Here is a 12,404-nt window from a genome sequence, read left to right as displayed (position 1 = left end):
GGCGAACACGGTGATGAAGAACAGGCCGAAGGCGGCGATGATCAGCAGCGCCGAGAGCAGGATGAAGTCCTGCGGCCAGAAGGTCGCGCCGAAAATGTAGAACTTGCGTTCGGGCAGGTCCCAGAGCACCGCCTGGCGGCCGTTCCAGTTCAGCCACAGGGTGCCGAAGAACAGCAGGAACAGCAGGCCGCCGCCGAGGCGGCGGAAGTTGCGGAACAGACCGGTGAAGCTGCGGGTGTAGATCGGGCCGTTCACCGCCGACGGCAGCTTGCCGGGCGCGGGCGGCTGTTTCGACGGAGCGGCCGGTGCGGCGGGCTCGACCTGGATCGCGGGAATTCTTTCGCTCATTTTTCGTAGGCCCATCAGGCTGGAGAGGCGGTTGCGACTATAGGAACCGGCTGATGGGCGAAACAGCGGCAGATCGAGCGGGAAAAACCGTATCAGATGCCTCCGGAAAGCAGCGGCCCAGCATTGCCGCGGGTTGCCGGGTGACCTCGGGCAGTACAGATATGCGCCCCGTGGCAACCGGTCGCAGGCGGCACGAATTCGCCGCCGTCGGCCATCTGATGTGTTTTTTTCGGCGGAATCTGCCGCTGTTTCGCTGTCTGTACGCGGGCGATAGTGGGTGCCAGTGAACACCGGCCCATCCTGTCGCCAGAAACAGGGGCGCAGCCGGTCCCCGGTTTCTTCGCCACGCACCCTGCCCGTCATCGGTGGAGAAACCCTGTCGATGAGGGCTTTGCGATGTACCAGTACGACGAATACGACCAGGCGCTGGTGAGCGAGCGGGTGGCGCAGTTCCGCGACCAGATCGCCCGCCGCCTCGACGGCGAACTGAGCGAGGAGGAGTTCCTCCCGCTGCGCCTGCAGAACGGCCTGTACCTGCAGAAGCACGCCTACATGCTGCGCGTGGCGATTCCCTACGGCACCCTCTCGTCGCCGCAACTGCGCGCCTTGGCGCACGTCGCCCGGCACTACGACCGCGGCTACGGGCACTTCACCACGCGGCAGAACATCCAGTTCAACTGGATCGAACTGGAGCAGGTCGGCGATATCCTCGAACACCTCGCCGGCGCGCAGATGCATGCGATCCAGACCTCCGGCAACTGCGTGCGCAACATCACCACCGAAGCCTTCGCCGGGGTCGCCGCGGACGAATGGACCGACCCCCGGCCGCTGGCCGAGATCCTGCGCCAGTGGTCGACGGTGAACCCGGAGTTCCTGTTCCTCCCGCGCAAGTTCAAGATCGCCCTCAGTTCGGCGGTGGAAGACCGCGCCGCGGTGCAGATGCACGACATCGGCCTGTACCTTTACCGCCACCCCGACGCCGGCGAGTTGCGCCTGCGGGTCCTGGTCGGCGGCGGCCTGGGACGCACGCCGATGCTCGGCCAGGTGATCCGCGACGACCTGCCCTGGCAGCACCTGTTGTCCTACGTCGAGGCGATCCTGCGGGTCTACAACCGCTACGGCCGGCGCGACAACAAGTACAAGGCGCGGATCAAGATCCTGGTCAAGGCGCTGGGCATCGAGGCTTTCGCCCGCGAGGTGGAGGAAGAGTGGCAGCACCTGCGCGACGGCCCGGCACAACTGACTGCCGAGGAGTGCCAGCGGGTCGCCGAGCGCTTCGTATTGCCGCGCTACCTGCCGCCGGCCGGCGGCGAGCTGGCCTACGGCAGCGCCCGTGCGGTCGATCCGGCCTTCGCCCGCTGGGCCTCGCGCAACGTCCAGGCGCACAAGGTGCCGGGCTACGCCTCGGTGGTGCTGTCGACCAAGCCCGGCGCCAGCGCGCCGCCGGGCGACGTCACCGCGGAGCAGATGGAACGCGTCGCCGACTGGGCCGAGCGCTACGGTTTCGGCGAGATCCGCGTGGCCCACGAACAGAACCTGGTGCTCCCCGACGTGCGCCTGGAGAACCTCCACGCGCTGTGGCGCGAGGCCTGCGCAGCCGGCCTCGGCACGCCTAACCAGGGCCTGCTCAGCGACATCATCGCCTGTCCCGGCGGCGACTACTGCGCGCTGGCCAACGCCAAGTCGATCCCCATCGCCCAGGGCATCCAGCAGCGCTTCGAGGACCTCGACCACCTGCACGACATCGGCGAGCTGAGCCTGAACATCTCCGGCTGCATGAACGCCTGCGGCCACCACCACATCGGCAACATCGGCATCCTCGGCGTCGACAAGAACGGCAGCGAGTGGTACCAGGTCACCCTCGGCGGCGCCCAGGGCAAGGACAGCGCGCTGGGCAAGGTGATCGGGCCATCGTTCAGCGCCGCCGAGGTGCCGGCGGTGATCGAACGGATCGTCGAAACCTTCACCGACCTGCGGGTCGGCCCGGAACGTTTCATCGACACCTTCAACCGGGTCGGCCTGGAGCCGTTCAAGGCCCGGGTCTACGCCAGGATGGAGGAACCGGCATGAACAACCTGATCCGTTTGCGCGATGGCGTCGCCGAGGTCTGCCGCGACGATCCCTGGCAACTCCTGCGCGAGTTGCCCGACGCGTTGCCGCCGGGGCCGTTGCTGCTGCCTCTGGCGGCCTGGCTGGAGCACCGCGGCGAGGCCGGGGCCGCCGCGCCCTGGCTGGCGCCGGACGATGAGGTGGAGGCCTTGCTGCCGCACTTCGCCGAGCTGCCGCTGATCGCCGTCGACTTCCCCAGCTTCCGCGACGGTCGTGGCTACAGCCTGGCCTACCTGCTGCGCGTGCGCCTGGGCTGGAGCGGCGAGTTGCGCGCAGTGGGCGACGTGTTGCGCGACCAGCTCAGCCATATGCGCCAGTGCGGCTTCGATGCCTTCGCGGTGCGCGAGGACAAGAACGTCGTGGACGCGCTCAAGGGGCTGGCGGGTTTGAGCGTGCTCTACGGACGCTCGGCGATTGAGCCGCGACCGTTGTTCCGCCGACGCTAGGCATACGCCCCCGGACCGACGCCGATACCTGCCGCAACGCCGACCTGGCCCCTCTCCCGCAGCGGGAGCGAGGCGCGCCCCTCAGCCGTAGACCGAGGAACTGACGGACGGCGCCGGCGCGCCGCCCTTGAAGCGCCCCGCCAGCTCGCGCAGCGAACGCATCAGCAGGCTGGTGTCCACGCCCACCGCGACGAACGCGCAGCCCAGCTCCAGGTAGCGCCGCGCCAGCGCCTCGTCGGCGGAGAGGATGCCGGCGGCCTTGCCGGCCGCGCGGATGCGGCGGATGGCGTCCTCGATGGCCGCCTGCACCTCGGGATGGCCGGGATTGCCGCGATGGCCCATGGCTGCGCTGAGGTCGGCCGGACCGATGAACACGCCGTCGACACCCTCGACAGCGGCGATCGCGTCGAGGTTGGCCAGGCCCTCCAGGTTTTCCACCTGGACCAGCAGGCACATCTGCTCGTCGGCGTGGTCCAGGTATTCCGCCACGCTGTTCCAGCGCGAAGCCCGGGCCAGCGCACTGCCGACCCCGCGCACGCCCGCCGGCGGATAGCGCACGGCGCGCACCAGGCCTTCGGCCTGGGCGGCGCTGTCGACCATCGGTACCAGCAGGGTCTGTGCGCCGATGTCGAGCAATTGCTTGATCAGCGCGGTGTCGCCCTGCACCGGGCGAATCACCGGCTGGCCGGGGTAGGGCGCCAGCGCCTGCAACTGGCCGAGCAGGCTGCGCAGGTCGTTGGGCGCGTGCTCGCCGTCCAGCAGCAGCCAGTCGAAGCCGGCGTTGGCGGCCAGCTCCGCGCAGTAGGGATCGGCCAGGCCGAGCCACAGGCCGATCTGCGCCTCGCCGCTGCGCAGGCGTTGCTTGAAGCGATTGACGGGCAGGTCCATGGAAATGCCTCCTCAGACGAAACGGCAGGAGATACTGCCGAGCAGATCGTAGTCGACGTGGAAGGTGTCCCCCGGCGCGGCCGCCACCGGGCGGGTGAAGGAGCCGCCGAGGATCACCTGGCCGGCCTCCAGGCAGACGCCGTAGGGCGCCAGCTTGTTGGCCAGCCAGGCGACGCCCTTGGCCGGGTGGTTGAGCACCGCGGCGGAGACGCCAGACTCCTCGATCACGCCATTGCGGTAGAGGATCGCCGGTACCCGCCGCAGGTCGATATCGCCTGGCCGCACGGCCCGGCCGCCCATCACCACGCCGGCGTTGGCGGCGTTGTCGGAGATGGTGTCGAAGACCTTGCGCGTGACTTTCGTTTGCGGGTCGACCTGCTGGATGCGCGCATCGATGATTTCCAGCGCCGGGATCACCCACTCGGTGGCCTCGAGCACGTCGAACAGGGTGCAGCCCGGTCCCTTCAGCGGCTTGCCGAGGATGAACGCCAGCTCCACCTCGACCCGCGGCACGATGAAGCGCTGGAAGGGGATGTCGCTGCCTTCCTCGAAGAACATGTCGTCGAGCAAGGCGCCGTAGTCCGGCTCGCTGATGTTCGACGAGACCTGCATGGCGCGCGAGGTCAGGCCGATCTTGTGGCCCTTGAGTACGCGCCCGTCGGCGATCTTGCGCTCGACCCAGGCGCGCTGGATGGCGTAGGCGTCCTCGATGGCGATGTCCGGGTAGTCGAGGGAGAACTGCCTTACCTGCTGGCGCGAGCGTTCGGCGGCGTCGAGGCGGTTGGCGGCTTCCTGGATCAGGCGGGGATCGAGCATGGTCGGGGTCTCTCGGTTCAGCGTGGGTTGACCACGGCGGCGGGGGTCCGCAGGACCAGGCCGGCGCCGAGGGCGATGAGGATGGCCAGCAGGTACAGGGCCAGGCTGGCGCTCTGGGTGGTGTCGCGCATCCAGCCGATCAGGTAGGGCGCGAGGAAGGCGGCGATGCTGCCGAAGGAACTGATCAGGGCGATTCCGGCGGCCAGGGTGGCGCTGGAAAGGAAGGCCGGCGGCAATTGCCAGAACATCGGCAGGGCGGCGCTGGCGCCCATCCCGGCGATCACCAGGCCGCCCATCACCAGCCAGGCGCTGGTCGGCGCCAGGGCCGCCAGGCTGAGCCCGGCGGCGGCCATCAGCAACGGAATGCCCAGGTGCCAGCGGCGCTCGCGCAGGCGGTCGGAGGAACGGCCGATGAAGATCATGAAGGCGCAGCCGGCGAGATAGGGCACCGCGCTGAGCATGCCGATGCGGCTGTCCTGGGCGATGCCGGCGCCGTGGATCAGGCTCGGCATCCAGAACGCGATGGTGTTCACCGCCAGCATCACCGCGAAATAGATCGCCACCAGCAGCCACACCTGCGGATTGCTGAAGATGCCGGAGAAGGAGGTGATGGTCTTGCGCTGCTCCTCGCCGGCCAGTTCCTCGCGCAGCAGGTGCTTCTGTTCGTCGCTGAGCCACGTCACCCGTTCGAAGCTTTCCGGCAGCGAGCACCAGACCACCACGCCGAGCAACACAACCGGCAGGCCTTCGATCAGGAACATCCACTGCCAGCCGCGCAGTCCGAGGGCGTCATGGAAGCCTTCTAGGATCCAGCCCGAAAGCGGTCCGCCGATCACCCCGGCCATGGGCACGGCGATGGCGAACAGGGCGGTGATCTGCCCGCGTCGGCGCGCCGGGAACCAACGGTTCAGGTAGACCAGGATACCGGGGAAGAAGCCGGCCTCGGCGACCCCCAGAAGAAAGCGCAGCAGGTAGAAGCCGCGTGCGGTCTCCACCAGCAGCATGGCGGTGGAGAGACAGCCCCAGACCAGCATCAGGCAGGCGATCCAGCGGCGCGGGCCGATCCGTTCCAGCATCAGGTTGCTGGGCAGGCCGAACAGCGCATAGGCGATGAAGAATAGCCCGGCGCCGAGACCGTAGACGGTGTCGCTGAAGTGCAGGTCGGCGCTCATCTGCAATTTGGCGAAACCGATGTTGATGCGGTCCAGATGGGCGAAGACGTAGCACACCAGCAGCAGCGGCATCAGCCGCCAGGTGACGCGGTCGTGGGTGCTGTCGCTGAGAGGCAGGGTGGTGCTGTTCAGGGTGCTGGCTGTGCTCATGATCTTGTACTTTTTGTGAGCGCCCGGACGTCCCGGCGACCTGTCGGTGGCCGGGAGGCGAGCTGGGTGAGTGCAGCGTTATGGCGGGCCGGTCAGTCCGCCGGGTTGTTCAGGAATTCATGCACGTTGTTGCGCTTGTAGTTCAGCTCCGCGTCCAGTTCGGTGAGTTCGAAGGACAGCGCCAGCAGGCGTCGCGCCTGGAGCTCGGCGAAGTGCGCGGTGATCACCTCGAAAAGTGCCTCGGCGACTTGCCGGCGAGTCTCCAGGTCGCGACCGGCGCCGACTTTCAGGGTCATGTGGACGAAGGCGTAGTCGTGCTTGCCGTCGGCCATGCGCCAGGTGTCCAGGCGCACGCCGCGGCTGCGGATGCCGCCGAGTGGGAACACGCCGCTGGCGCCAAGGCAGGCGTGGACCTTCTCGAACAGGCCGGGCAGGTCGGCTTCGGCTTCGATGTTGTCGGTGTATTCGGCGATGAAGTGCGGCATGGTGGCGTCCTCAGAGGCGGCTGGCGCAACTGGCGCCGGCCGGGTTGCCGGCTTGGGCGGCGGGAATCGCCGAGCCGTCCTGGGCGGTGACCGGGAATACCGCGTTGATCTGCCCGGTGCCGGAGGAGCCGAAGTAGGGCGTCACCACCTCCGCCTTGCCGTCGTAGGCCGACCAGCCGAGGGCGCCGAGGAGCATCGCGGTGTCGTGCATGAAGCCTTCGCCATGGCCCTTGGAGGCGTACTCCGGGAGCATCCCGCAGAATTCCGCCCAGCGGCCTTCCTGCCACATCTGCACGACTTCATGGTCGAGGACCTCGAGGAACGGGCTCCAGATGCGGTCGGAGAAGTCCGGCGCCTGGCCGTTCTGGGCGAAGCGGTGGGACAGTGAGCCGCTGGCGAGGAACGCCACCGTGCCGTCGTAGTGCTCTTCCACCGCCTTGCGCATGGCCCAGCCCAGGCGCGCGCTGTCGTTCAGGTAATGCACGGTGCACAGGGCGGAGACCGAGACCACCTTGAAGTGGCGGTCCTGGTTCATGTAGCGCATCGGTACCAGGGTGCCGTACTCCGGGCCGAGGGTAGTGGCGTCGTGGGCCAGGGTCTCCACGCCGAGCGCGTTGCAGCCTTCGGCGAGGATGCGGCCCAGCTCCGGGTTGCCGGGGAAGCCGTACTCCATGTTGGCGATGAAGTGCGGCAGCTCGTTGCTGGTGTAGAGCCCCTCGAAGTGCGGCGCGCAGTTGATGTGGTAGCCGGCGTTGACCAGCCAGTGGGTGTCGAACACCACGATGGTGTCGACCCCCAGTTCGCGGCAGCGCCGGCCGATCTCGCGGTGCCCGTCGATCGCCGGCTGGCGGCAGCCGTGGCGCGGGCCGGGCAGCTCGGACAGGTACAGCGAGGGTACGTGGGTGATCTTGGCAGCCAGAGCGACTTTGCCCATGACGATTCTCCTGGTGGCCCGTTGGGCCTGGCAGCGGGCGCGGCCGCTGGCGGCTCGCCCGGATTCTTCTGATTGTGTCTGCACGCCGGCGCTGCTGGCGGCCTCGGGCGGCCGCTCTGCACGAGCGCGCCCTACACGCCCCAGCGGGGGATGTGATGGCTGCCCATGGATATACACACGTTCTTGATCTCGGCGAATACCTCGAAGCTGTATTCCCCGCCTTCGCGTCCGGTGCCCGAGGCCTTCACCCCGCCGAACGGCTGGCGCAGGTCGCGCACGTTCTGGCTGTTGATGAAGACCATCCCGGCCTCGATGCCGCGTGCCAGGCGATGGGCCTTGCCGATGTCCTGGGTCCAGATGTAGGAGGCCAGGCCGTATTCCACGTCGTTGGCCAGGCGCAGCGCCTCGGCTTCGTCCTTGAACGGGATTAGGCAGACCACCGGGCCGAAGATCTCCTCCTGGGCGATGCGCATGCGGTTGTCCACGTCGGCGAACACCGTGGGCTGGATGAACTGCCCCTTGCTCAGGTGCGCCGGCAGGCCGGTCGGACGCTCCAGGCCGCCGGCCACCAGGGTGGCGCCTTCCTCGAGGCCGATGCGGATGTAGCCGGTGACCTTGTCGTAGTGGGCCTGGGTGATCATCGAGCCGACCTGGGTCTTCGGGTCCTGCGGATCGCCGACGATCAGGCGCCTGGCGCGCGCGGCGAACTCGGCGACGAACTGCGGGTAGACGCTTTCCTGGACGAAGATGCGACTGCCGGCGGTGCAGCGCTCGCCGTTCAGCGAGAAGATGGTGAACAGCGCGGCGTCCAGCGCCCGCTCGAGGTCGGCGTCCTCGAAGACCAGCACCGGCGACTTGCCGCCCAGCTCCATCGAGTATTTCTTGATGCCGGCCGCCTCCATGATTCGTCGCCCGGTGGCGGTGCCGCCGGTGAAGGACACCGCGCGCACGTCGCGGTGGCGAACCAGCGCGTCGCCGGCGCTGGCGCCGTAGCCCTGGACCACGTTGAACACCCCCGGCGGAATGCCCGCCTCGTGCACCAGGCGGCCCAGCTCGTTGGCGGTCAGCGGCGACAGCTCGGACATCTTCAGCACCGCCGTGTTGCCCAGCGCCAGGCACGGCGCGGTCTTCCAGGTGGCGGTCATGAACGGTACGTTCCACGGCGAGACCAGGCCACAGACGCCCACCGGCTGGTACAGGGTGTAGTTGAGCATCTGGTCGTCGACCGGATAGCTGTGCCCGTTCATCCGCGTGCAGACTTCGGCGAAGAACTCGAAGTTGTGCGAGGCGCGCGGGATCAGCACATTCTTCGTCTGGTGGATCGGCAGGCCGGTGTCGAGGGTCTCCAGTTCCGCCAGGTGCGGCACGTTCCGGTCGATCAGCTCGCCGAGCCGGCGCATCAGGCGCGCGCGCTCCTTGGCCGGGGTATTGGCCCATTTCGGGAAGGCTTCCCGGGCCGCCGCCACCGCCGCGTCGATTTCCGCCGCGCCGCCGCTGGCGACCTCGCCGATCAGCTCGCCGGTGGCCGGGTTGTAGTTCTCGAAGACGTCCTTGCTTTCGACCTCGCGGCCATTGATCCAGTGTTTGATCATTCTGCGTGCTCCTGTGCGCGGGCGCGGAAGAATTCGGCCTCGCTGACGATTCGGTTGACCAGGCGACCGACGCCTTCCACCTCCACCACCACTTCGTCGCCGGGGACCACGTCGGACAGGCCTTCCGGGGTGCCGGTGGCGATCATGTCGCCCGGCTGCAGGGTCATGAAGCTGGAGAAGTATTCGATCAGGTAGGGAATGTCGAAGATCATGTCCGCGGTGCTGCCTTCCTGGCGCAGCTCGCCGTTGACCCAGGTGCGCAGGGTCAGCCGGTTCGGCTCGGGAACCTCGGCCGCGTCGACGATCCACGGCCCCACCGGGGTGGTGGCGTCGCGGTTCTTCACCCGCAGGTTGGGCCGGTAGTAGTTCTCCAGGTAGTCGCGGATCGCGTAGTCGTTGCACACCGTGTAGCCGGCCAGGTAGCCGAGGGCGTCCTCGCGGCGGACGTTGCGCGCCGGCTTGCCGATCACTGCCACCAGTTCGCACTCGTAGTGCATGTAGTCGACGTTGTCCGGACGCCAGCTGACCTGGCGGTGGCCGGTGTAGGTGCCCGGCGACTTGATGAACGCCAGCGGTTCGCTGGGCGCCTTGAACGACAGTTCGGCGGCATGGTCGGCGTAGTTCAGGCCGAGGGCGAACATGCTCCCGGTGGCCGGCGGCAGCCACTCCACCCGGTCCTCGGCGAGCAGGGTGCCTTCGGCCAGGCGGACGGCGTTGGCGTCTTCCACGGTGACCTGGTGAACCCGGCCCTGGTAGCGGATGCGTGCGTGTTTCATGGTCGGTTCCTCATTCCGCGACGATGCTGTTGGCGAGGCGGCCGAGGCCGTCGATCTCGACCTCGACGCGGTCGCCGGGATGCACGTCGACGCGCCCTTCGGGGGTGCCGGTGATCAGCACGTCGCCGGCGTGCAGGGTCATGAACTCGCTGATCTCGGCGATCAGCCGCGGGATGTCGCGCACCAGGTTGGCGGTGTTGTTGCGCTGGCGCAGTTCGCCGTTGACGTACAGCTTCAGCTCCAGCGCATGGGGATCGGCGATCTCCTGCGTCGGCACCAGTTGCGGACCGAACGGGCAGAAGCCGTCGCGGCACTTGGCTTTCACCGCCGGGCGGTAGTAGCTGTCTTCCGGCAGGCTGAACTCGTTGACGATCACGTAGCCGGCGACATGCGCCATGGCCTCTTCCTCCTTCACCCGGCTGGCGTCGCGAGCGATCACCACGCCCAGCGCCGGGCCCGGTTGCAGGCGCTCGACGCCGCGCGGGAAGAGCACCGGGGCGTCGTGCTCGTTGCGGGTATTCGGTGTCTTGATGAACAACACCGGCTTCACCGGCGGCTTCTGGTAGGGCGGCTGCTGGAACTCCGGCAGGCGGCTGTCGAGCAGGCCCTTGTAGTTCAGCGCGACGCCGAACAGGGTGCCGGCGGCGACGTCATTCAGTGCGCGGCTCATTGTGGTGGTGTCTCCTGGCGCGATAAGCGAACGGCGAGGGGGCCGTCCTGGCGAAAACTCGTTAATGTGTTAACGTTATATTTAACATGTTAATGATCGTCAACCCCGGTTGCTGCGCCATTCGTCCCGGGGAGGTGGCAAGAGGCGCCGTCTGCGGTATACGGATGCCCGCGACGGCTTGCGTGCGCAGCCGGGAAGAACAACAAAGAGAAGATCGCCATGCCAGAGCGCCAGCCGATCCCCAACATCAACATTGGGCAGGTCTACGACCAGCGCTATGCCGACGCCGAGGTGCACTACGATGCGCTGGGCAACCTGGCCGGATTCTTCGGCCGTAACATGCCGGCGCACCGGCACGACCGTTTCTTCCAGGTGCACTACGTGAAGAACGGCGCGGTGCGGGTCTATCTCGACGAGCGCCAGTACCTGGAGTCGGGGCCGATGTTCTTCCTCACCCCGCCGACCGTGCCGCACGCCTTCGTCACCGAGGCGGACGCCGATGGCCATGTGCTGACCGTGCGCCAGCAACTGGTGTGGAGCCTCACCGAGGCCGAGCCGGGCCTGGCGCCCGGCCCGCAGGTGGCGCCGGCCTGCGTGGCGCTGGGCAACCTGGAGGGCGGCGCGGCCGAGGAGGCGGCGCGCCTGGCGCTGCTCTTCGAGCAGTTGCGCAGCGAGTCGATGGCCAGCCGTCCCGGCCGCCAGCAGACGCTGCTGGCGCTGACCCGCCTGGTCATGATCAGCCTGCTGCGTCTCTCGGCCAATTCGGTGGCTGCGCGGCCGATGCGCCACGAAGACCTGCAGATCTTCCAGCGCTTCAACGCGCTGATCGAGGAGCGCTATGCCGAGCACTGGCCGCTGTCGCTCTACGCCAGCCGCATCGGCGTCACCGAGGCGCGCCTCAACGACGTCTGCCGGCGCATCGCCGACCTGCCGTCGAAGCGCCTGGTGTACGAACGGCTTATGCAGGAGTCCAAGCGCCTGCTGCTGTTCACCGGCGGCTCGGTGAACGAGATCTGCTACCAGCTCGGCTTCAAGGACCCGGCCTACTTCAGTCGTTTCTTCGTGCGTTACGCGGGGCTTACCCCCAGCGCTTACCGCCAGCGACAGGCCGACGGGGAGTCCCGTCGCTGAGCGGGTGGGCGGGTATACTCGCGCTCCCACTCGAACAGGAAGCGTTTCTCCATGCATGATGCAGCCACCTCCATGCCGCAGGCTCCCTCAACCTGGGCCGACTACCTTGCCGGCTACCGCTGGCGAGGGCAGGGCGAAGGATGTTCCGCGGCCACGGTCCACCGCCTGGAGGCTGAGCGGCGGCCGACCCTGTTCGTCAAGCAGGAAGTGCTGTCCGCACATGCCGAGCTGCCCGCCGAAATCGCCCGCCTGCGCTGGCTGCACGGTGCCGGCATCGATTGCCCGCAGGTGCTGAACGAAACCCAGAGCGACGGCCGGCAATGGCTGCTGATGAGCGCAGTGCCGGGGGACACGCTGTCCGCGCTGGCGCAGCGCGGCGAGCTGGAGCCCGAGCGCCTGGTGCGCCTGGTGGCCGCCGCCCTGCGCCGGCTGCACGATCTCGATCCGGCCGCCTGTCCCTTCGACCATCGCCTGGAACGGCGTCTGGACACCGTGCGCCAGCGGGTCGAGGCCGGGCTGGTGGACGAGGCGGACTTCGACGACGACCATCGCGGTCGCAGCGCCACGGAGCTGTATCGCCTGCTGCTCGACCGGCGTCCGGCGGTCGAAGACCTGGTGGTCGCCCATGGCGACGCCTGCCTGCCAAATCTGCTGGCGGAGGGGCGGCGCTTCAGCGGCTTCATCGATTGCGGGCGGCTCGGCGTCGCCGACCGGCACCAGGACCTGGCCCTGGCCGCGCGGGACATCGAGGCCGAACTCGGCGCGGCCTGGGCCGAGGCCTTCCTCGTCGAATACGGCGGCGATATCGACGGCGAACGGCTGGCGTACTTCAGGCTATTGGACGAGTTCTTCTAGAGTAGGGCCGGTTCGGGTCCGGACTGGATTCG

The 12,404-nt window shown here is 68.1% G+C and carries 12 protein-coding genes and 1 pseudogene; 4 read left to right on the top strand and 9 right to left on the bottom strand.

The annotated features are described in order from the left end of the window. Positions 1-639, bottom strand: a pseudogene (locus HMPREF2581_RS19645) (cytochrome c oxidase accessory protein CcoG); the annotation flags it as partial. A gap of 105 nt (positions 640-744) precedes the next feature. On the opposite strand from HMPREF2581_RS19645, the gene HMPREF2581_RS19640 reads away from it, so the two are divergent. Then, positions 745-2,418 (top strand): nitrite/sulfite reductase, encoded by a 1,674-nt coding sequence (locus HMPREF2581_RS19640; protein ID WP_003137554.1) that lies wholly within the window; start codon positions 745-747, stop codon positions 2,416-2,418. Further along, positions 2,415-2,903 (top strand): DUF934 domain-containing protein, encoded by a 489-nt coding sequence (locus HMPREF2581_RS19635; protein ID WP_003137556.1) that lies wholly within the window; start codon positions 2,415-2,417, stop codon positions 2,901-2,903. The genes HMPREF2581_RS19640 and HMPREF2581_RS19635 overlap by 4 nt, the downstream gene beginning before the upstream one ends. Positions 2,904-2,984: 81 nt before the next feature. On the opposite strand, the gene hpaI is transcribed toward HMPREF2581_RS19635, so the two are convergent. The 8 genes from hpaI to HMPREF2581_RS19595 all read right to left on the bottom strand — a co-directional run bounded on the left by hpaI (position 2,985) and on the right by HMPREF2581_RS19595 (position 10,386). Further along, complete coding sequence (gene hpaI / locus HMPREF2581_RS19630; RefSeq protein WP_003137557.1) at positions 2,985-3,791, bottom strand: 4-hydroxy-2-oxoheptanedioate aldolase; 807 nt, start codon at positions 3,789-3,791, stop codon at positions 2,985-2,987. A gap of 12 nt (positions 3,792-3,803) precedes the next feature. After that, entirely contained in the window at positions 3,804-4,607 is an 804-nt protein-coding gene (gene hpaH / locus HMPREF2581_RS19625; RefSeq protein ID WP_003101261.1) for a 2-oxo-hept-4-ene-1,7-dioate hydratase, read from the bottom strand. Positions 4,608-4,624: 17 nt separating this feature from the next. Next, on the bottom strand, positions 4,625-5,929 hold the full coding sequence (locus tag HMPREF2581_RS19620) for an MFS transporter (RefSeq protein ID WP_003101263.1): 1,305 nt from the start codon (positions 5,927-5,929) through the stop codon (positions 4,625-4,627). 92 nt (positions 5,930-6,021) lie between these two features. Further along, entirely contained in the window at positions 6,022-6,414 is a 393-nt protein-coding gene (locus tag HMPREF2581_RS19615) for a 5-carboxymethyl-2-hydroxymuconate Delta-isomerase (RefSeq protein ID WP_003093450.1), read from the bottom strand. Between the two features lie 10 nt (positions 6,415-6,424). Continuing rightward, the gene (hpaD, locus tag HMPREF2581_RS19610) at positions 6,425-7,348 is read right to left on the bottom strand and encodes a 3,4-dihydroxyphenylacetate 2,3-dioxygenase (RefSeq protein WP_003093449.1); all 924 of its coding nucleotides are present in this window, start codon (positions 7,346-7,348) and stop codon (positions 6,425-6,427) included. A gap of 131 nt (positions 7,349-7,479) precedes the next feature. Then, a complete protein-coding gene (hpaE, locus tag HMPREF2581_RS19605; RefSeq protein ID WP_003093448.1) occupies positions 7,480-8,940 on the bottom strand; it encodes a 5-carboxymethyl-2-hydroxymuconate semialdehyde dehydrogenase in 1,461 nt (486 codons plus the stop codon). Then, a complete protein-coding gene (locus tag HMPREF2581_RS19600) occupies positions 8,937-9,716 on the bottom strand; it encodes a fumarylacetoacetate hydrolase family protein (RefSeq protein ID WP_003137560.1) in 780 nt (259 codons plus the stop codon). The genes hpaE and HMPREF2581_RS19600 overlap by 4 nt, the downstream gene beginning before the upstream one ends. Positions 9,717-9,726: 10 nt before the next feature. Beyond that, positions 9,727-10,386, bottom strand: a complete 660-nt coding sequence (locus HMPREF2581_RS19595; protein ID WP_003110133.1) for a fumarylacetoacetate hydrolase family protein — start codon at positions 10,384-10,386, stop codon at positions 9,727-9,729. Between the two features lie 219 nt (positions 10,387-10,605). On the opposite strand from HMPREF2581_RS19595, the gene hpaA reads away from it, so the two are divergent. Both hpaA and HMPREF2581_RS19585 read left to right on the top strand, forming a co-directional pair. After that, positions 10,606-11,517, top strand: coding sequence for a 4-hydroxyphenylacetate catabolism regulatory protein HpaA (hpaA, locus tag HMPREF2581_RS19590; protein ID WP_003093443.1), 912 nt, complete (start codon positions 10,606-10,608; stop codon positions 11,515-11,517). A 51-nt stretch (positions 11,518-11,568) separates the two neighbouring features. Further along, on the top strand, positions 11,569-12,372 hold the full coding sequence (locus tag HMPREF2581_RS19585) for an APH(3')-II family aminoglycoside O-phosphotransferase (protein WP_003137562.1): 804 nt from the start codon (positions 11,569-11,571) through the stop codon (positions 12,370-12,372). Positions 12,373-12,404: the final 32 nt, after the last annotated feature.

Origin of the sequence: Pseudomonas sp. HMSC057H01 (genome assembly GCF_001836405.1) — a bacterium.
Classification (GTDB): Bacteria; Pseudomonadota; Gammaproteobacteria; order Pseudomonadales; family Pseudomonadaceae; genus Pseudomonas; species Pseudomonas aeruginosa.
This window is presented reverse-complemented; position numbering and strand designations above follow the sequence as displayed.